Source organism: Seohaeicola zhoushanensis (assembly GCF_014656415.1).
Classification (GTDB): Bacteria; Pseudomonadota; Alphaproteobacteria; order Rhodobacterales; family Rhodobacteraceae; genus Seohaeicola_A; species Seohaeicola_A zhoushanensis.
Map to the genome: position 1 here is coordinate 432,648 of NZ_BNCJ01000002.1, position 19,711 is coordinate 452,358.

The window sequence follows — 19,711 nt, forward strand, 5'->3', positions numbered from 1 at the left end:
CGGGCTTTCGAATGGGGGGCGGATATGGCTTTGATCGACACTCTGGCGCAGGCGGCAAAGGCCCGGCGGGCGCGCGTCGTGTTTCCGGAAATCGCGGAACCGCGCGTCGCCGAGGCGGTGGCCCGGCTGGGCGCGGAGGGTCTGTGCGAGCCGCTGGGGCTGGCCGAGGTGAGCGAGGCGCAGGTGGCGGCGCTGGTCGCGGCGCGCGGCATGAAGGAAGCGCTGGCGCGCCGGATGCTGGACAAGCCGCTGATCCGCGCCGCGGCGATGGTGGCCGCGGGCGAGGCCGACGCGATGGTCGCCGGGGCCGACAGCCCGACCCGCCGGGTGATCGAGGCGGCGGGGCTGGCGATCGGCCTGGCCGAGGGGGTGAGCCTGCCCTCGTCCTTCTTCCTGATGCTGTTTCCCGACGGGCGCGAGATGGTCTTTGCCGATTGCGCGGTGAACGTCGCCCCCGACGCCGAGGCGCTGGCCGCCATCGCGCGGGCCTCGGAGGTATCGGCGCGGGCGCTGCTGGGCGAGGCGCGGGTGGCGCTCTTGTCCTTCTCGACCGGCACCTCGGGCACCGGCGACAGCGTCGACACGGTGCGCGCGGCGGCCGAGGCGACCGGCTTCACCGGGCCGATCCAGGCGGATGCGGCGCTGAACCCCGGCATCGCCGCGAAGAAGGGGCTGGGGCAGGGCGACGCCAACGTGCTGGTCTTCCCCTCGCTCGACGCTGGCAACATCGCGTACAAGCTGGCGCAGGAACTGGCCGGTGCGCAGGCGCTGGGGCCGTTCCTGCAGGGCTTCCGCAAGCCGGTCTGCGACCTGTCGCGCGGCGCCACGGCCGAGGACATCGTCGCCTCGACCATTGTCACCGTCGCCATGGCGGCGGGCTGAGGGCGCGTCCCGTTCATGCGGCCTCCATCAGGCCGAGGGCATTGGCGGCGATCATCCGCTCTTCCTCGGCCGGGATGGCCCAGATCGCGACCCTGGAGGTCGCGGCATGGAGCTGCGCGGCGCGGGCGTGATTGGCGTCTGGATTGAGCCGCGCGCCGAGCCATTCCAGGCCCCGGACGATGCGGGCACGCACGCCGATGGCGTTCTCGCCGATGCCGCCGGTGAAGGCGATGGCGTCGAGCCCCTCCATCGCGGCGATCAGGCTGCCGGCGTGGCGCAGGGTCCAGTAGCAGAAATGCTCGACCGCGAAGGCGCTGTCGGCGGAAGGGTCGAGCATCAGGTTGCGCATGTCCGACTTGCCGCCCGACAGGCCGAGCAACCCGCTCTCGTGGTTCAGGATGGCCTTGGTGCGCTCGAGGCCGTTCTCCTCGACCAGGCGCAGCACCGCGTTGGCGTCGATCCCGCCCGAGCGGGTGCCCATGGTCAGCCCGTCGAGCGGCGAATAGCCCATCGTCGTGGCGACCGAGCGGCCGTTGTGGATGGCGCAGATCGAGGCGCCGTTGCCGAGGTGGAAGGCCAGCAGGCGCGAGGGCAGCGACTGGCCCGAGACCTGCGGCAGGCGGCGCACCAGCGAGTCGTAGCTCAGCCCGTGGAAGCCGTAGCGGCGGATGCCGCGCGTCTCCTGCATCCGCGGGATGGCATAACGGGTGGCGACATCGGGGTTGGTGGCGTGGAAGGAGGTATCGAAGCTGGCGTATTGCGGCAGCTCCGGGGCCAGCTGGGCCAGCGTGTCGATGGCCGCGAGGTTGTGCGGATTGTGCAGCGGCGCGAGAGGGGAGCAGGCAGATATCTCGGCCCGCACCTCGGGGGTGATCCGCACCGGCCCGGTGAGCCGGTGCCCGCCATGCACCACGCGATGCGCGGCGGCGGTGAGATCCTGGGGAGAGATGCCGCGCGACCGGAGCGCCTTGAGGATGGCCTCCAGCGCCGCGCGGTGGTCGATGAGGGGACAGTCGCTCACGCTATCGCCGATCCGCAACCGCGAGGCAGAGCCGATATTCTCGGCCATGCCCGCGAGTTGCTGGTCCAGCCCGCCGTCGAAGACCGCGAACTTGATCGACGACGACCCGGCATTCAGAACCAGGATGCGCATGAGGGTATCCCCTTGTGCGCTCAGACGACCTGCTCGCGCATGTCGGCGGCGTCGATGCCCGCGACCTGCACGGGCTTCTTCATCGCGTCGCGGCGGAAGGGTTCGCCCAACTCCTGGTTGATCAGCGCCTCGATCAGCGTGGTCTTGCCGGCCTTCTGGTCGGCAATCGCCTTGTTCAGCGCCGCCGTCAGCTCTTCCATGGTGCGGGTCTGGACGCCCTGCAGGCCGCAGGCCTTGGCGATGCCGGCATAGGTCACGCCCTCGTCCAGCTCGGTGCCGACGAAGTTGTCGTCGAACCAGAGCGTCGAGTTCCGCTTTTCCGCGCCCCACTGGTAGTTGCGGAAGACGACCATGGTGATCGCCGGCCACTCGCTGCGGCCGATGGCGGTGAGTTCGTTGCAGGCGATGCCGAAGGCGCCGTCACCGGCGAACCCGACCACCGGCACGTCAGGGCAGCCGATCTTGGCGCCGACGATGGCGGGCAGGCCATAGCCGCAGGGACCGAAGAGACCGGGGGCGAGGTATTTGCGCCCTTCCTCGAAGGCCGGGTAGGCGTTGCCGATGGCGCAGTTGTTGCCGATGTCCGAGGAGATGATCGCCTCTTTCGGCAGCGCCGACTGGATCGCGCGCCAGGCCATGCGCGGGCTCATCCACTCCGGCTTGGCGGCGCGGGCGCGTTCGTTCCAGGTGGTTCCGGGATCGTCGTCCTCGTGGTCCATGCCCGAGAGCTGCTGTGCCCAGGCCGACTTGGTCTGCGCGATCTTTGCGAGGCGGGCGTCGCGACCCTCGTCGCCGGCATGTTCGCCGAGACGGGCGAGGATGCCCTCGGCCACCTTCTTGGCGTCGCCGACGATGCCGACCGAGACCTTCTTGGTCAGGCCGATGCGGTCGGGGTTGATGTCGACCTGGATGATCTTGGCCTGCTTCGGCCAGTAGTCGATGCCGTAGCCCGGCAGGGTCGAGAAGGGGTTGAGGCGAGTGCCGAGGCAGAGCACCACGTCGGCCTGGCTGATCAGCTCCATCCCGGCCTTCGAGCCGTTGTAGCCGAGCGGACCGGCGAAAAGCGGATGCGAGCCGGGGAAGGCGTCGTTGTGCTGGTAGCCGACGCAGACCGGCGCGCCGAGACGCTCGGCCAGCGCCATCGTGGCCGGGATCGCCTTGGCCAGCACCACGCCGGCGCCGTTCAGGATCACCGGGAACTTGGCTTCCGAGATCAGCTTGGCGGCCTGGTCCAGCGCGGCCTCACCGCCGGCGGGGCGTTCGAACTCGACAATCTCGGGCAGTTCGATGTCGATGACCTGGGTGAAGAAGTCGCGCGGCACGTTGATCTGCGCCGGGGCCGAGGCACGCTTGGCCTGCAGGATCACGCGGTTCAGCACCTCGGCCATGCGCGAGGGATCGCGGACCTCTTCCTGGTAGGCGACCATGTCCTCGAACAGCTTCATCTGCTCGACTTCCTGGAAGCCGCCCTGGCCGATGGTCTTGTTGGCGGCCTGCGGGGTCACCAGCAGCAGCGGGGTGTGGTTCCAGTAGGCGGTCTTCACGGCGGTGACGAAGTTGGTGATGCCGGGGCCGTTCTGGGCGATCATCATGCTCATCTTGCCGGTGGCGCGGGTATAGCCGTCGGCCATCATGCCGGCGCTGCCCTCGTGGGCGCAGTCCCAGAAGGTGATGCCGGCCTTGGGGAACAGGTCCGAGACCGGCATCATGGCCGATCCGATGATGCCGAAGGCGTGCTGGATCCCGTGGCGCTGAAGCACTTTCACAAAGGCTTCTTCGGTGGTCATCTTCATTGTGCGAACTCCTAGAAATGCCGACCGGAGGGCGCAGGGCCGCCCCGGTATGTCGCGACTATCTCTAGGCGGTCGCTTGCGTGGCAGTTAGGGCCAGTCTGGTCGCTGGACTAAGTCCAGTAGCCGCTGAGCGCCGCCGCGATCTGCGCCACGCCGGCGTCGATCGACTTGCGCTGGATCGAGGAATAGCCGAGCCGGTAGAAATCGCGCGGGCGGTCGGGGCCGGCGAAGAAGGGCGCGCCGGGTTCGATCAGCACGCTCTGCGTGCGCAGCCGTTCGGCCAGCGCGGTGGTGTCGACCCCGGCGGGCGCGCGCATCCAGAGCGATGAGCCGCCGTAGGCGCCGCGCCCGGCCACGGTCAGCCCGTGGCGCGCGACCGATTCCTCGAGCGTCCTGCGGCGGTCGTGCAGCGCCTTCGACATGCGCCGGATCTGCGCGTCGTAATGGCCGAGCGAGAGGAAGTAGGCGGCCGAGCGCTGCATGTGCCCCGGCGGGTGGCGCAGCACCTGGGCGCGCAGCGCCCGCGCCTCGCGGATGAAGGCGGCCGAGCCGACGAGATAGCCCAGCCGCAGCCCCGGAAACAGCGATTTGGAGAAGGAGCCGACATAGATCACCCGCCCCTCGCGGTCGAGCGACTTGAGCGAGGGGGAGGGCGAGCCGAGGAAGGATAGCTCGAACTCGTAGTCATCCTCGACGATCAGCGCGTTCAGCTCGCGTGCGCGGTCGAGCAGCGCCTTGCGCCGATCCATCGGCATGGTGGCGGTCGTGGGCGACTGGTGGCTGGGCGTGCAGAAGATCACATCGGTGCGGTCGGGGATGGCCTCGGGCGGCAAGCCGTTGGAATCGACCGAAATCGGCACCATCGTGCAGCGCGTCTGGGTCAGCAGGTCGCGCAATGCGTAGTAGCAGGGATCCTCGACCGCCGCCTGCCGGCGCGCGTTCAGCAGCACCTGGGCGGTCAGCCAGAGCGCGTTCTGCGCGCCCATGGTGATCAGGATCTCGGAGGGGCGCGCCGCGATGCCGCGCCGGGGAAGGGTGTGGCGGGCGATGAACTCGACCAGCAGCGGGTCGTCCTGGTCGAAATAGTCCGCCGTGAGCGAGGAGAAGTCCTTGGCCCCCAGCGCCCGCATCCCGCAGAGCCGCCAGTTGGCATGGTCGAAGAGCGTCGGGTCGGCCTGGCCGTAGATGAAGGGATAACGGTAGCGCGCCCAGTCGCGCGGCTTGTCCAGCGTGTCGCCGCCCGAGAAGGTCTTGACGATGGCGCGGGGCCAGTCGACGCGGTCCTCGGCCGGGGCGGTGGGTTCGTAGACCGGCGGCACCGGGGCGTTGTCCGAGACGTAATAGCCCGACCGCCCGCGTGAGGTCAGGTAGTCGTTCGCGAGCAGTTCGGTATAGGCCAGCGTCACCGTGATCCGGCTCACGCCGAGGTGGGTGGCGAGGCGGCGCGAGGAGGGCAGCTTCTCGCCCCGGTGCAGGCGGCCCGACAGGATGCCCTGCGCGATCATCTGCTGGATCTGCGCCTGCAGCGTGCCCTGGGCATCGGGAACAAGGAAGAAGGTTTCAACGGAGATGGCCATGACGGCCACTGTAATTTGGACTTAGAATGGGTGCAATCTGGACTTAGTGGTTTGTGGCCTCTTCGCGCTTCTTCCAGATGTCGAAATCGGGGTCGACCGAGTCCAGTCCGGGCTGCAATGTCAGGTCGAAGGGGAAGGGCGCCAGCAGGTAGGCGCCGGGCTTCATCGAGCCGACCATCCGCGTCTCCAGCTGCGCCTGCATCTCGTCGTTGCGGAACAGGCGATAGGAGAAGATCACGTCATAGGGGCTGTAGTTGAAGGTCAGCGCGTCGGCGACGAAAAGCTCGGTTTGCAGGCCGAAGGCGCGCTGGCCGTTCTCGATCTGCAACCCGTTCAGGTCGAAGCCGGCGACCGTCTCGGTCAAGACCAGCTGCGAGGCCTTCAGCAGCATCACGTTGCGCCCCGGCCCGGCGCCGGCTTCGAGGAAGCGGATCGGGCGGTAGCGCAGCGTCGGGTGGCGATAGTCCGGGTCGAGCGAGAGCAGCGTGTCGAGCCGGCCCAGCAGGTCGATGAAGCGGTTGATGTCGAAGGGGATATAGTCGTAGGCCCCCTGCATCAGCACGTATTCCTGCGAGTCCGGGTCGGGCATTCCAGCCTCGCGGCGGCGCATCTCGACCATTGAATTCAGAATCCGCCCCAGCGCGCCCTGGCGGCGCATCATCACCTGCATCGCCTGATAGCGCGCCAGTTCCCGCTCGCGGTATTGCTCCAGCGCCAGGTCATGCGCCTTGCCGGTGGCGGCGACCGCATCGCGCGCGGTGGTGAAGGCAGCGCGGGTCTGGTCCAGCGCCTTCTGCTGCAGCGTCAGCCGCGCATTCAGCGAGGTGAGCGCCGAGCGGGCGGTGACGTTCCAGTCGGCGCTGTTGGTCTTGGCCAGCCCGACGATCCGGTTGCCGAGCGTGTCGAGCTTCTTCTGCTGGATCTCCAGCTGTTCGATCACTTCGGCAAGGTCGTCCAGGGCAGCGCCCAGCCTGACATCGGCGGAGAGGAAGGACGGCAGTTCACTGGACATGGGGGCACCTGAATGACGTCAAAGAATGGCGTCAGACTGCCCGGAAATCCCTGTCTTGGGAAGCAACAGTGTCACCCGCGCGGGCATTTCCGGCGCGGGCGGGAGGCGTCGGGCGCCTACATCAGTTCGTCTTCCTCGTCGGTGACGTCGATGCCGAGTGCCTCGAGACCGGCTTCGAGATGGTCGGAGAGATGCGGCGTGCCAAGCAGGTAGTCGGCGCAGGGGGTGGTGGCCTCGGCGCGGGCGGTGGCGATGGCCTCGGCAAGGTCCTCGGCCTCGAAGACCTCGCGTCCGATCCACATGACCGCCACCAGTTCGGCCTGCTGGTCCTCGCTCATCCGGTCGATGAAGGCGCGCAGTTCGGGTTCGGCCCGGTCGAGTTCGCGGGCCATCAGCGCCACCTGGGCAACGGCGCGGGGGGAGAGTTCCTTCATGGTCGGTTTCCTTCCGAAGCGATCTGTTCGCGGCCTGTCTGACAGAAGTTGGGGACGCGCGGCCTTGATCTCAAGCAAACAGACGGAAATAGAGCGCGTCGGGCAGCAGCGCGCCGAGGCGGAAGATCCAGGAGAAGGGGCGCGGAAAGCTGGTGGCGAAGCGGCGCGTGCGCATGTGGCGGAAGACGGCGCGGGCGGCGGCCTCGGGTTCCATCAGGAAGGGCATGTTGAAGTCGTTCTTGGCGGTCAGCCGGGTGCGGATGAAGCCGGGGTTGGCCAGCTGCACCGCGATGCCCGTGTCCTTGAGATCGGCGTGCAGCGATTCCGCCAGTGACATCGTCCCGGCCTTGGCCGCGCCATAGCCTATGGCGCCGGGCAGGCCGCGGAAACCGGCAAGCGAGCCGATGACGACGATATGGCCGCGGTCGAGGGCGACCATCTCGGGCACCACCGCACCAAGCATCCGCACGAGGCCGGTGAAGTTCACATCGGCCATGGCCTCGGCCTGTTCGGCGTTCCACTCCTGCGCGCGCATGGGCCAGTAGAGACCGGCGAGGTAGACCATCCCGTCGACAGGCCCGGCCCGCGCCGCTGCTGAGGCGATGCTGTCGCGGTCGGCGACGTCGAGCGGGAGGATATCGGCCGGGCCCGGCAGGGTGGCAGCCACCTCGCGCAGGCGGTCGCCGGAGCGGGCGGAGAGGATGAGATGCGCTCCGGCCCGGGCCAGTTCGGCGGCGAGCGCGGCGCCCAGCCCTTCGCTTGCGCCGATCAGCCAGTAGCGCTTGCCGGCAAAGTCGCGCATCAGGCTGGCACCCTCGGGCGCATGGTGGCGATCAGCTCGGCCACCCGGATGCCGAACTTGCGGAACTCCGAGCGGTTCACGATGTGACCGTTGGGGGCGAGATACATCCAGTCGTTGACGCTGACGACATGGCCGCCCGCGTCCTTCGGCAGGCGCAGGCGATAGGCAAGCTGCACCGCCGGGCCGCTGACCGTGCCGCGCCCGGTGCCGACGACATCGGGGGCGGTGGCCTCGAAGCGGTTGCCGTTGCCCAGTGTCAGCTGCCATTCGCGGCGCTGCTCGGCGCCGCTGTCAAAGCGGAAATGCTCGCGCATGGTGCCGTGGTTGCCGTCCCAGCGGGCGAGGAAATCGCCGGTGAAACGCGAGGTGACGCGGCCGGTCGGGCCGAAGATCGCGCCTTCGCAGTCGATCTCGCCGTTCAGGTGGCGGCGCAGGTCGAACTGCGGCTGGCTGGCGGCATAGTCCTCGGGGCGCTGGGCGGCGAAGCCGGTCAGGCGGCTGCGCGCCTGGGCCAGGGCAAGGACGGTTGCACCGCCAAGCAGGAAGGAGGTCAGGCTGTCCATCGGTCAGTCCTCGTCCGGGTTGGTGGCCGCCAGCAGCGCGATGGCGGCGAGTTTCAGCAGGCAGGGCAGCCCGGCATAGAGCAGCCCCAGGAGCGCCAGCGCCTCGGGCGGGTTCCCCGCGCCGGGGCGGAAGCCGGCGGCTTCGAGCGGCGGCAGAACGGCGACGGCGGCGAAGGCGAGCGTCAGCTTCGACATGAAGGTCCAGAGGCCGAAGCCTTCGGCGGCGGCGGGAGAGACCCGCGCCATGCGCCGCGCGAAGAGCGCGGGCAACAGCGTCAGGTCGGCGCCGGTGGCCGCGCCGGAGGCCAGGCAGACCAGCGCGAAGGGCAGGGCATCGCCGGGGCCGAGCGCCAGCGCGCCGCCGAAGGAGAGCACGGCGAGGACCATCGCGGCGAGCAGCACGCGCTTGGCGCCGTGGCGCTCGGCCAGCCAGCTCCAGAGCGGCGCGGCGGCGGCGGCGGAGAGGAAGAACAGCAGCAGCAGCGGGCCTTCGAGGCCGGGGGCCTGCAGGCGGCTTTCGACGAAGAACAGGAAGAGGATCGAGCTCACCGCCACCGGGGCGGCGTTGAGGAAGGCGATCAGCAGCAGCCGGCGCGCGGGCCGGTCGGCGAGGATCGGACGCAGCCCGCCGGAGACGGGCAGGCGTGAGGTGTCCCATTCCACGCGCATCGCCAGCGTCGCGGCCAGCGCCAGCAGCGCGAAGGCGGCGGCATAGCCGGCCAGCGGCACCGCAAGGGCTGCGGCGCAGACGCCGAGCAGCGCGCCGGTCTCGCGCCAGCGGGCAAGGCGCAGGTGGCCATGCGGGCCAAGCTCCTGCGCGGTGGCGACGCCCTGGGCATAGAAGCAGATGGTCAGGAAGCTGTAGCCCGAGAAGACCGCCGTCAGCGTCAGCGCGAGCCACAGCAGCGGCGCGATGGGCGGGGCGACGGCAAGCAGGCCGACCATGCCGGCGGCCATCACCGCCACGGCCAGTCCCACGGCACCGGCGCGGTGGTGGCGCAGGCGTTCGGCCAGCCGCCCGAGCAGCGGGTCCTGCACCACGTCCAGCAGGCGCAGCACGAAGAGCGTGCTGCCAAGCGCGGCGAGGCTGAGGCCGTAGTTGTCGGCATAGAACTTCGGCGCGTGCAGGTAGACCGGCAGCCCGGCCGCCGCCAGCAGCCCGGCGAACAGGCCATAGGCCGGCAGGCGGGGTCGGGTCATCGGCATGTCAATCGTGCTCACCGGCTGACCTCCTGCGCCGGTGGCTCGGGGCGGTGCCGGAAGCGCGCGCCCTTCCACCAGAGCTTGAGCGCCTGCCAGTGGATCAGCGCCAACACCCGGCGCGAGCCGAAGGGGCGGCGCAGCAGCATCGACAGGATCGAGCGGTTGGTGAGCGGCGCACGCGGACCGGTCAGGGTGGCGACCAGCCCGCGCGCCTCGCGGCCATAGTCGATGCGGATGCCGATGCGGTCGGGGCGGATGTCGAACTGGAAACGGTAGCTGCCCGCCACCGGCTGGAACGGGGAGACGTGGAAGATCTTCTGCGACTCCAGCCGGTCCTCGGCGGCGATGGGCGAGAGATCGGGCTTGTGACACAGATAGGAATGCCGGTCGCCATAGGTGTTGGTCACCTCGGCGATCACCGCGATAAGCGCGCCCTCTGCGTCCTCGCAGAGCCAGAAGCTGACCGGGTTGAACACATGGCCCAGCACGCGCGGCTGCGCCAGAAGGCGCAGGCGGGCGATGCCGCTCACCTGATAGCGCGACAGAACCTCGCGCGCCCAGGCCGCGCCGCGCCCCTGGCCCGGCGGGCCGCCGTGGTCGGCATCGTGCAGCGCCGTCACCCCGCGCCGGTTGCGGGCGAAGAGGCGGGGGGCCTGCGGCGCGGTCTCGGGGTCGAGCAGCACGTAGTCGATGGCATAGCGAAAGGCATTCGTCACCGCGCCCATGCGGGCGTGGAAGGTATGGCCGGCGATGTGCTCGACCCTGTTCATTCGGCGGCGAGCCTCGCGGCGGCGGCCTGGGCCATGGCCTCGACCACGTCGATGGCGCTGGAGAGGCCGTCCTCGTGGAACCCGTTCTTCACCCAGGCGCCGCAGAACCAGGTCGCATTGGCGCCGTTGACCAGGCGCAGCCGCTCCTGCGCGGCCAGCGCGGCGGCGTCGTAGACCGGGTGGCGGAAGGTGGTGGTGTCGTAGACCAGTTCCTCGCGGATCGGACGGCGGGTGTTCAGGGTCACGAAATGCGGGTCGTCCTGCGGGATCGGCTGCAGCGAGTTCATCCAGTAGGTGAGGTCGATGCGGTCCGAGGGCACGCGGGCGTCCTCGCAATAGTTCCAGCTGGCCCAGACCTTGCGGCGCTTCGGCATGATGGCGGTATCGGCGTGCAGCACCGCCTCGTTCGGCTGGTAGCGCACCGCGCCGAGGATCGCGGCCTCGTCGTGGCTGGGGTCGGCCAGCATCCGCAGGCTGTCGTCGGAATGGGTGGCGAAGACCACCTCGTCGAACAGCTCCCACTCGCTGCCGGCGCTGCGGATCTCGACGCCAAGCGGGCCGCGGCGTACCGCCTCGATCGGGGTGGCAAGGCGCAGCTCGGCGCCCTTGCGGCGCATCGCGGCCTCGAGGCGCGAGACGTATTCGACCGAGCCACCCTTGACCGTGTACCACTGGTGCTGGCCGGTATGGCTCAGCAGGGCGTGGTTCTCGAAGAAGCGGACCATCGCCCAGGCGGGGAAGTCGAGGATGCGGCCCTTGGGCGTCGACCAGATCGCGCCCGAGAAGGGCTGGAGGTAGTAGTCGCGGAACCAGGGGCCGAGCTTCAGCCGCTCGATCAGGTCGCCGATGGTCAGGCTGCGGTCCTGCGAGACCTCGAGCGCGCGGGCGTTGAAGCGCAGGATGTCGCGCAGCATCCGCTGGAAGGCGGGGCGCAGCAGGTTGCTGCGCTGGGCGAACAGCGCATCGAAGCTGTGCAGCGCGTATTCCATGCGCCCGCCGTCGATCGACACGCCGAAGCTCATGTTGCTTTCGGTAACCGGCACGCCGAGCCGCTCGAACAGCGCGGTGAGGTTGGGATAGTTCGCGCGGTTGAAGACGATGAAGCCGGTGTCGACCGGCTGGTCGCCGTTCCGGCCGGCCATCACCGTGCGGGCGTGACCGCCGAGGCGGGGCGCGGCCTCGAACAGCGTCACCGCGTGGGTGTCGGCCAGCAGATTGGCGGCGCCCATGCCGGAAATGCCACCGCCGATCACGGCTATCTTCCTCGGCGCGCCTGCGGCGGTTTCAAACGGCATGTGGTCCCTCGTCTCTGTTCCGGTTGTGCAGTGGGTTACGCAGCAGCGCGGCAACCGGATGCAAAAGAATTTCTCCGGGCCGAGTGATCCGTACCGGCCGGGGCGGCGTAGACCGGACATGCTGATCGCGTTAGAACCCATCGACGAAACGCCTGCCCCGCTTCTGGCAACCGGAAGCGCGGGGCGGGCCATGAAGAAGGCGGGTCGCAGGACGTTGGGCAAGGAAGAAGCCACACCGGATGCCGGGGAATGGGTCCGGCTGATGCTGCGGATCCGCGACGAGAGGGACCGGGCGGCCTTTGCCGCGCTGTTCCGGCACTTCGCGCCGCGGGTGAAGGGGTTCCTGATGAAGTCGGGGGCCGATGCGGCCTTGGCCGAGGAATGCGCGCAGGACGTGATGACCACGCTCTGGAACAAGGCGCATCTGTTCGACCCCTCGCGCGCCTCGGTGGCGACCTGGATCTTCACCATCGCGCGCAACCGGCGGATCGACCTGCTGCGCCGCGACCGCCGGCCCGAGCCCGAAGACCTGCCCTGGGGGCCCGAGGCGGAACCCGACCAGGAAGACGCCCTGGCGCTGCAGCAGGAAAGCGAACGGCTGCGCGCGGCGCTGAAGGCACTGCCGGAGGCGCAGCGGGAGCTGATCGAGCGGGCCTACTGGGGCGATGTCAGCCACAGCGAGATTGCCGCCGAGACCGGGCTGCCGCTCGGAACGATCAAATCGAGGATACGCCTGGCGCTGGATCGCCTGCGTCACGCAATGAAGTGATGACGAGCATGGAAGAGACGATACATCATCATATCGGGGACGACCTGCTGATGGGCTATTCGGCGGGAACCCTGCCGGAAGCCTTCTCGCTGATGGTCGCGGCGCATCTGTCGCTCTGCGATACCTGCCGGGCGGCGGTGGCTGCCTATGACGCGGTCGGCGGCGCGCTGATCGAGGACGACGGCGTCGAGATGACCGAGGGCAGCATCGAGCACGCGCTGGCGCGGATCGAGCTGGCTTCTGCGCCCGAGCCTGTGCCCGAGCGCAAGCGCTGCGCGGTGCTGCCGGCGCCGCTGGCCGATTACGTCGGCGGCGACCTCGCGTCGGTGAAGTGGCGCCCGGTCGGCATGGGGGTGCGGCAGGCGATCCTGCCGACCTCGGGCAAGGCCACGGCGCGGCTGCTCTACATCCCCGCCGGGGCCTCGGTGCCCGACCACGGCCATGGCGGGCGCGAGCTGACCATGGTGCTGCAGGGCGCCTTTTCGGACGAGATCGCGAGCTTTGCGCGTGGCGATGTCGAGACGGCGGACGAGAGCATCGTGCACACGCCGATCGCCGATGTCGGAGCCGATTGCATCTGCCTCGCGGTGACCGACGCGCCGCTGCGCTTCCGCAGCCTGATCCCGCGCCTGATCCAGCCGTTCCTGAAGATCTGATCGGGGTGCCCCCCTCACCGCCAACCCCTCTCCCCCGCGGGGAGAGGGGAGGTTGCGCTGCTCGGACGTCTTTTCGTGGGGTTCTGGCCAAGGGCGCTTACCTGCCGCACGAAGGGGCGGTTCTGTACATGAAGTCGGGTTGCTGCGTCTGATCCAGCCGGTCATGAAGGTCTGATCGGGGTCCCCCCCCCCCTCACCCCCGACCCCTCTCCCCCAAGGGGAGAGGGGAGGGTGCGGAGTTCGGGCGTCTTTTCGCGGGGCTCCGGTCAAGGGCGCTTCGCTGCCGCTCGAAGGGGCGGTGCGGGACATGATGCCGCGTTACCGCCTCTGATCCAGCCGGTCATGAAGGTCTGATCGGGGTGCCCCCCTCACCCCCACCCGCTCCCCCGAGGTGAGAAGGGAGGGCGCAGACCTCGGGCGTCTTTTCGCGGGGCTCCGGTCAAGGGCGCTTCCTTCCCCCCTTGAGGGGGAGGGAGAGGGTAGGGGGCTCTGCATGAGAAGCAGCACGACAGTACCTGATCTAGCTGTTCATGAAGGTCTGATCGGGGTCCCCCCTCACCCCCAACCCCTCTCCCCCGAGGGGAGAGGGGAGGGCGCAGACATCAAGCGTCTTTTCACGAGGCTCCGGCCAAGGGGCGCTTCTCTCTCCCCCTCGAAAGCAAGCTGCGCGACCCGTAACCCCGCTACCGCTCGCCCTGGCCCAGCGAGACGATGTTGTCCGCCTCGGGCGCGAGTTCGTCGAAATCGAAGCTGTCGAGCTTGGCCGCGCGCTTGCCGGCGCGGTCGGCGGCGGTGGTGATCTGGTCGAGATCGCCGCGCGCCTGGGTGAAATGGGTGTTCAGCCGGTCGACCCGCTCCACCACCAGTTCGACGTCGCGGTGCAGCTGGCGCAGCGTGGTGCGGATCGCCCCCGCCTGTTCGCGCATCCTGGCGTCCTTGAGTATCGCCCGCATGGTGTTCAGCGTCGCCATGCAGGTGGTGGGCGAGACGATCCAGACCCGCGCGGCAAAACCCTCGCGCACCAGTTCGGGAAAGTTGGCGTGCAGCTCGGCATAGACCGCTTCCGAGGGCAGGAACATCAGCGCGCCGTCGGCGGTCTCGCCCTCGATGATGTACCGCTCGGAAATCGCGCGGATATGCGCGCGCACCGAGGCGCGGAGCAGGCCCTGCGCCTCTTTCACCTCGGCCGGCGCGGCGGCGCGGCGCAGGGCCTCGTAGGCTTCGAGTGGAAACTTCGAGTCGATGGCGATGGGGCCGGGCGGGTTCGGCAGGTGGATCAGGCAATCGGCCCGCCGCCCGTTCGAGAGCGTCGCCTGCAAGGCATAGCTGTCGCGCGGCAGCGCCTTGGAGACGATATCGTTCAGCTGGATCTCGCCAAAGGCGCCACGGGTCTGCTTGTTCGACAGGATGTCCTGCAGCGACAGCACGTCGCCCGAAAGCTTTTCGATATTGCCCTGCGCCTTGTCGATGGTGGCCAGCCGTTCCTGCAGCTGGGTCAGCGAGGCGGTGGTGGCCTTGGAACTGCCGTGCAGCGTCTCGTTCATCCGCTCCTGCATCTCGGACAGCATGGTCGCCGATTTCAGCGCGTTCTCGGCCAGCCGGTCGGACATCTGCTGCTGAACCGAGGCAAGCCGGCGCTCCATCGTCTGGATCATCGCGGCCTGGGCGTTGGCCTGGGTGTCCGACACCGTCTGCAAGCCGCCGCGCAGCTGTTCCTGGCCGAGGCCCAGCTGTTGCGCATGGGCGGCCAGCGCGGCCATCTGCCGGGCCAGTGGCTCGGCGGCGCGGGCGGAACGGCCCGCCGCGCGGATGGCGAGGATCAGCAGGAGGAGCAGCAGGAGGGCGAAGGCCGCGCCTGCCAGCGCGGCGATCACGGCGGGATCGTCCAGCGCGTAGTCCTGACCAAGAACGCGGATCATGTCCGGCCGAACAGCCGTTCGATGTCGGACAGCTTCAGCTCGACATAGGTGGGCCGGCCGTGGTTGCACTGGCCGGAATGGGGCGTCGCCTCCATCTCGCGCAGCAGGGCGTTCATCTCTTCCGCGCGCATCCGGCGGCCCGAGCGGATCGAGCCGTGGCAGGCGACGCGGGAGAGGATCGCCTCGATCCGGGCCTGCACCATCTGGCTCGAGCCCATGTCGTCGAGCTCGTCGAGGATGTCGCGGATCATCGCGCTGGCGTCCACCTCGCCCAGTATCGCCGGTGTCTCGCGCACCGCCACCGCGCCGCCGCCGAAGGGTTCGACCGTCAGGCCGAGGCGGGCGAGGTCGTCGGCGACCTCCATCAGCCGGGCGCAGTCGGCGGGCGAGAGGTCGACGATCTCGGGGATCAGCAGGGCCTGGGCGGCAACGCCGTTCTCGGCCATCTGGCGTTTCAGCTTCTCGTAGACCAGGCGTTCGTGCGCGGCGTGCTGGTCGACGATCACCATGCCGGTGGCGGTCTGGGCGATGATGTAATTCTCGTGCACCTGCCCGCGGGCCGCGCCCAGCGGCAGCGCTTCCGCCGCCGGTTCCGGCTCGGGCGCGGGCTCGACCGTGCGGGCCGACCAGTCGCGGGCGATCTCGGCAAAGCCGGGGGCCGGGGCGGGCGCGGGGGCCTGCGCGGCATAGGAGGCCAGCCGCGCGCCCATCGAGGGGCGGTCCATCTGGTAGACGCGGGCCATTGGCGTCTCGGGGCGGATCGCGCCCAGCACGCCGGCGGCCACGGTCGAGGAGGCGCGGTGCCCGCCCTCGGCCAGTGCGTGGCGCAGGGCCGAGACGATCAGCCCGCGCGCCAGGCCGGGGTCGCGGAAGCGCACCTCGGATTTCGCCGGGTGGACGTTGACGTCGACCAGTTCGGGGTCGCAGTCGATGAACAGCGCCGCCGCGGGGTGACGGTCGCGCGCCAGAACGTCGGCATAGGCGGCGCGCAGCGCGCCGTGCAGCATCTTGTCCTTCACCGGGCGGGTGTTGACGAAGAGGAACTGCGCCACCGCCGCGCCGCGCGAATAGGTCGGCAGGGCGGCGAGGCCGAACAGCCGCAGCCCCTCGCGGCTGGCGTCGATGCGGATGGCGTTCTCGGTGAACTCACGCCCGAGGATGGTCGAAAGCCGGCCCGAGAGCGCGTCGAAGAGGTCGCCGGTCTCGGCATCGGCGCGAAAGATCTCGCGGCCCTCGCCCTCGCCCGAGACGTCGCGCAGGCTGAAGGCGATGGCGGGCTCGGCCATGGCCAGGCGTTTGACCACATCGGTGATCGCCTGCATCTCGGAGCGGTCGCTGCGCAGGAACTTGAGCCGGGCCGGGGTGGCGTAGAACAGGTCGCGCAGCTCGGCCACGGTGCCGGCGCGCAGGGCGGCGGGGCGCACCGGGTCCATCCGGCCGCCGGCGACGCGGATGGCGGCGGCGGTCTCGCCCGGCACCCGGCTGGTCAGCGTCAGCCGTCCGACCGCGCCCAGCGAGGGCAGCGCCTCGCCCCGAAAGCCGAAGGTGTGGATGTTGAGCAGGTCCGAGCCGTCGATCTTCGAGGTGGCATGGCGGGCCAGCGCCAGCGGCAGGTCTTCGGCGGTAATGCCGCAGCCGTCGTCGCTGACCCGGATCAGGGTCTTGCCGCCGTCGGCGACCTCGACGGTGATGCGGGTGGCCCCGGCGTCGATGGCGTTCTCGACCAGCTCCTTGACCGCCGAGGCGGGGCGTTCCACCACCTCGCCCGCCGCGATGCGGTTGATCGCGGAATCGTCCAGTTGCCGGATGACAGGGCGGAATTCGCCGATATTGGGGTTTGTGCGGGCCATGCCCCCAGACCTAGCATGAACAGACGCGATTCCGCCAGCCCGGAGATGGACGCTTGACTTGACCGGCGGCGCGGCGGAAAGGATCCGCCTGTTGCGCAGAAAGGCCCGTTCCCTTGCCCGAGTCCCCCTACGAGGCCCCCGGTTTCTATGACGAAGCGATTGCCGCCGGACGGCACCGCGAGATCGTCGGCGGCCGCTGGGACGAGACCGGGCGGGTGCAGATGGCGGCGCTGCTGGAGGCGGGGCTGCAGCCGCATCACGTGCTGCTCGACATCGGCGCGGGGTCGCTGCGGCTGGGCTGCAAGGCGGTGCCCTACCTGGAGCCGGGGCATTACTGGGCGACCGACGCCTCGCGCGAGATCATGCTGGCGGGGCATCGGGCGGAACTGGACGACCCGGCGCGGCTCGATCCCTTGCACTTGGTGCAGGATACCGATTTCGCCTTTCCGGGCGTGACGGAGGACATCACCCATGCCATCGCCTTCGCGGTCTTCCCGCATCTGCGGCTGGCGCGGCTGGGGCAGGCGCTGGAGCATCTCAAGCGGTTTCCAAGGCTGGAGTGCTTCCTCTTCACCGTCTTCCTCGCGCCCTCGGCCGAGGCCGCCGCCGGGCCGGTGCGCCAGCCCGACGGGGTTGTCACCCACGCGGGGCGCGCGCCCTACCACGTTCTGGAAAGCGAGGTGGTGGAACTGGCCAAGTCACATGGCTGGCACCTCGCGCGGCAGGAACGGATGCTGCCGCGCGGTCAGGTGCTGTTCATCGCAACCCGCGCCTAGGGTTCTTCCCGCGCGACCTCGACCAGCGCGGTATGGGCGCTGCACCCCTGCCCGAGGCGCGAGGTGCCTACATCCATGGTCAGCACGTTCGGGTTGCCGTGCGGGTCGATGTTGCCGCCGGGATCGCCGAACCAGGCGCCGGTCGGCAGGGCGACAACGCCCTCGCGGATGTCCTCACTCACCACGGCCCGCGCCCGCGCCGCGCCGCGCGCGTTGAAGACGCGCAGCAGGTCGCCGGTGGCGATGCCCCGCGTGGCGGCGTCCCTGGGGTGGATCACCAGCTTCTCGGGCCGCGCGCCCTCGACGTCGGCCAGCGCCGCCTCGAGCTGGCTGTGCAGCTTGTCCGAGGGCTGGGGCGAGACCATGTGCAGCGGCGCGGCGGCGGTGGCCGTCCCAAGCCATTCCTGCGGCGCCAGCCAGACGGGGTGGCCGGGGCAATCGTCATAGCCGAAGCCCGCGATGCGCTCCGAGAAGATCTCGATGCGGCCCGAGGGCGTGCCCAGCGGCGCGGACTCGGGGTCGTCGCGGAACGGGCGGAACAGCGAGCGGCGGCTGTCGTCGGCGGCGATCGGCAGCTTGAGCCAGTTCTGTTCCTTCAGCCCCTCGTAGTCGGGCAGATCGATGCCCTGCTCGGCGGCATTGCTGCGGTATTCGGCGTAGAGCCGCGGCAGCCAGTCGTCGACCGTGCGGCCCTCGGTATAGGTCTCGCCGATGCCCATGCGCTCGGCCAGCCCGGCGAAGATCGCATAGTCGTCGCGCGCCTCGCCCACCGGCGGGATCAGGCGCGGCATGTGGAACAGGTAGTCGTCCAGCGGCGAGCGGCCGATATCCTCGCGCTCATAGGGCGTGGTGGCCGGGAAGACGATATCGGCGCGCTTGGCGGTCGGGGTCCACCAGGGCTCGTTGACGATGATCGTCTCGGGCTTGGCCCAGGCCTCGTGCAGGCGGTTCAGGTCCTGGTGGTGGTGGAAGGGATTGCCGCCGGCCCAGTAGATCAGGCGGATGTCGGGGTAGGGGCCGCGCCTTCCGTTGAAGTCATAGGGCTGACCGGGGTTGCGCAGCATGTCGCCGATGCGGGCGACGGGGATCACCGTCTTCACCGGGTTCGACAGCTGCGAGAAGGTCATGCCGCGCATGCCGCGGAACGACTTGCCGATGCCGCCGATGGCGCCATAGCCAAAGCCGACGCCGCCGCCGGGCAGGCCGATCTGGCCCAGCATCGCGGCCAGCACCGAGGCCATCCAGTAGGGCTGTTCGCCATGCTCGCCCCGCTGGAGCGACCAGGCCACGGTGATGAGCGTGCGGGTCGAGGCCATGCGACGCGCCAGGGCGCGGATCGTCTCGGCCTCCACCCCGCAGAGCGGCGCGGCCCAGTCGGGCGACTTCGGCGTGCCGTCCCGCTCGCCCAGCAGGTAGGGGCGGAAGCGTTCGTAACCTACGGTGCAGCGGTCGAGGAAGGCACGGTCGGTCAGCCCCTCGGTCTCCAGCACATGTGCCAGCGCCAGCATCAGCGCTGTATCCGAGGCCGGGCGCACCGCCAGCCAGTCGCAGCCCGGAGGCGCATCGACCCGCTGCGGCGAGACGTTGAGGCAGAAGATGCCCTTGGAATGGAAACGTTCGAACCAGGGGCCGGTGACATGCTCGCTGACGCCGCCCATGCTGACCTGGCTGTTCTTCGGGTTGATCCCGCCGAACATCACCAGCGTCTCGGTATTGTCGTGGATGGTCTGGTAGCTGTCCTGGTGCTCGTAGAGGAAGGCGAGGAATTCCTTGCCGAAGACATGCGGCATGATGGCCTGGGCGCAGCCGGTGGAATAGCTGCCGAAGGAGGCGACATAGCCGCCTGCGGCGTTCAGGAAGCGGTGCACCTGGCTTTGCGCGTGGTGAAAGCGGCCCGCGCTGGACCAGCCGTACGAGCCGCCGAAGATCGCCTCGTTGCCGTGGGTCTTGCGGATGCGGTCGATCTCGGCCGCGGCGATGTCCAGCGCCTCGTCCCAGGGCAGTTCGACATAGTCGCCGTCGCCGCGCCCGCTGCGGTCGCGGCTGTCCAGCCAGGCGCGGCGGATCGACGGGCGGGCGATGCGCGAGCGGTGGTGCACGGCCTGCGGCAGGATCTGCGGAATCGCCGAGGGGCTGGGGTCGGGGGCGAAGGGGCGGGTGGCGACGATGGTGTCGCCCTCGACCTCCACCTCGAAGGCGCCCCAGTGGCTGGAGGTGACCTTGGTGAACCGTCCGTCTTTCATGGCATTCGTCCCTG

The 19,711-nt window shown here is 69.6% G+C and carries 17 protein-coding genes; 4 read left to right on the top strand and 13 right to left on the bottom strand.

What is annotated here, in order from left to right:
• Positions 1–24: 24 nt before the first annotated feature.
• The gene (locus IE266_RS06095; RefSeq protein ID WP_189679145.1) at positions 25–882 is read left to right on the top strand and encodes a phosphate acyltransferase; all 858 of its coding nucleotides are present in this window, start codon (positions 25–27) and stop codon (positions 880–882) included.
• Between the two features lie 13 nt (positions 883–895).
• Here IE266_RS06095 and IE266_RS06100 read toward each other — a convergent pair whose 3' ends face one another.
• The 10 genes from IE266_RS06100 to IE266_RS06145 form a co-directional block, all read right to left on the bottom strand.
• The gene (locus tag IE266_RS06100; protein ID WP_189679146.1) at positions 896–2,035 is read right to left on the bottom strand and encodes an acetate/propionate family kinase; all 1,140 of its coding nucleotides are present in this window, start codon (positions 2,033–2,035) and stop codon (positions 896–898) included.
• Between the two features lie 20 nt (positions 2,036–2,055).
• Complete coding sequence (gene xsc, locus IE266_RS06105) at positions 2,056–3,828, bottom strand: sulfoacetaldehyde acetyltransferase (RefSeq protein WP_189679147.1); 1,773 nt, start codon at positions 3,826–3,828, stop codon at positions 2,056–2,058.
• Between the two features lie 110 nt (positions 3,829–3,938).
• Positions 3,939–5,405 (bottom strand): MocR-like pyridoxine biosynthesis transcription factor PdxR, encoded by a 1,467-nt coding sequence (gene pdxR, locus IE266_RS06110; RefSeq protein ID WP_189679148.1) that lies wholly within the window; start codon positions 5,403–5,405, stop codon positions 3,939–3,941.
• Between the two features lie 43 nt (positions 5,406–5,448).
• Positions 5,449–6,417 (bottom strand): class I SAM-dependent methyltransferase, encoded by a 969-nt coding sequence (locus IE266_RS06115; protein ID WP_189679149.1) that lies wholly within the window; start codon positions 6,415–6,417, stop codon positions 5,449–5,451.
• 116 nt (positions 6,418–6,533) lie between these two features.
• Entirely contained in the window at positions 6,534–6,851 is a 318-nt protein-coding gene (locus tag IE266_RS06120) for a DUF3775 domain-containing protein (RefSeq protein WP_189679150.1), read from the bottom strand.
• Positions 6,852–6,921: 70 nt separating this feature from the next.
• Positions 6,922–7,653 carry an SDR family NAD(P)-dependent oxidoreductase gene (locus IE266_RS06125; RefSeq protein WP_189679151.1) on the bottom strand — a complete coding sequence of 244 codons (732 nt, stop codon included), beginning with the start codon at positions 7,651–7,653 and terminating at the stop codon, positions 6,922–6,924.
• Positions 7,653–8,216 carry a DUF3833 domain-containing protein gene (locus IE266_RS06130; RefSeq protein WP_189679152.1) on the bottom strand — a complete coding sequence of 188 codons (564 nt, stop codon included), beginning with the start codon at positions 8,214–8,216 and terminating at the stop codon, positions 7,653–7,655. Before IE266_RS06130 ends, IE266_RS06125 begins: the two co-directional genes overlap by 1 nt.
• 3 nt (positions 8,217–8,219) lie before the next feature.
• A complete protein-coding gene (locus IE266_RS06135) occupies positions 8,220–9,416 on the bottom strand; it encodes an MFS transporter (RefSeq protein ID WP_373310538.1) in 1,197 nt (398 codons plus the stop codon).
• A 17-nt stretch (positions 9,417–9,433) separates the two neighbouring features.
• Positions 9,434–10,189 (bottom strand): DUF1365 domain-containing protein, encoded by a 756-nt coding sequence (locus IE266_RS06140; RefSeq protein WP_189679153.1) that lies wholly within the window; start codon positions 10,187–10,189, stop codon positions 9,434–9,436.
• Positions 10,186–11,484, bottom strand: coding sequence for an NAD(P)/FAD-dependent oxidoreductase (locus IE266_RS06145; protein ID WP_189679154.1), 1,299 nt, complete (start codon positions 11,482–11,484; stop codon positions 10,186–10,188). The genes IE266_RS06140 and IE266_RS06145 overlap by 4 nt, the downstream gene beginning before the upstream one ends.
• 190 nt (positions 11,485–11,674) lie before the next feature.
• Here IE266_RS06145 and IE266_RS06150 point away from each other — a divergent pair, with 190 nt between their 5' ends.
• Complete coding sequence (locus IE266_RS06150) at positions 11,675–12,253, top strand: sigma-70 family RNA polymerase sigma factor (protein ID WP_189679155.1); 579 nt, start codon at positions 11,675–11,677, stop codon at positions 12,251–12,253.
• Between the two features lie 8 nt (positions 12,254–12,261).
• Positions 12,262–12,909: a ChrR family anti-sigma-E factor gene (locus IE266_RS06155; RefSeq protein WP_189679156.1), complete on the top strand. Its 648-nt coding sequence runs from the start codon at positions 12,262–12,264 to the stop codon at positions 12,907–12,909.
• Between the two features lie 683 nt (positions 12,910–13,592).
• Here the strand turns inward: IE266_RS06155 and IE266_RS06160 are convergent.
• Both IE266_RS06160 and mutL read right to left on the bottom strand, forming a co-directional pair.
• Positions 13,593–14,828, bottom strand: a complete 1,236-nt coding sequence (locus tag IE266_RS06160) for a DNA recombination protein RmuC (protein WP_189679157.1) — start codon at positions 14,826–14,828, stop codon at positions 13,593–13,595.
• Positions 14,825–16,678, bottom strand: a complete 1,854-nt coding sequence (mutL, locus tag IE266_RS06165) for a DNA mismatch repair endonuclease MutL (protein WP_189679158.1) — start codon at positions 16,676–16,678, stop codon at positions 14,825–14,827. The genes IE266_RS06160 and mutL overlap by 4 nt, the downstream gene beginning before the upstream one ends.
• A 113-nt stretch (positions 16,679–16,791) precedes the next feature.
• Here mutL and IE266_RS06170 point away from each other — a divergent pair, with 113 nt between their 5' ends.
• The gene (locus tag IE266_RS06170; protein WP_189679159.1) at positions 16,792–17,454 is read left to right on the top strand and encodes a class I SAM-dependent methyltransferase; all 663 of its coding nucleotides are present in this window, start codon (positions 16,792–16,794) and stop codon (positions 17,452–17,454) included.
• On the opposite strand, the gene IE266_RS06175 is transcribed toward IE266_RS06170, so the two are convergent.
• Entirely contained in the window at positions 17,451–19,697 is a 2,247-nt protein-coding gene (locus IE266_RS06175; protein WP_189679160.1) for a molybdopterin-dependent oxidoreductase, read from the bottom strand. The genes IE266_RS06170 and IE266_RS06175 overlap by 4 nt on opposite strands.
• Positions 19,698–19,711: the final 14 nt, after the last annotated feature.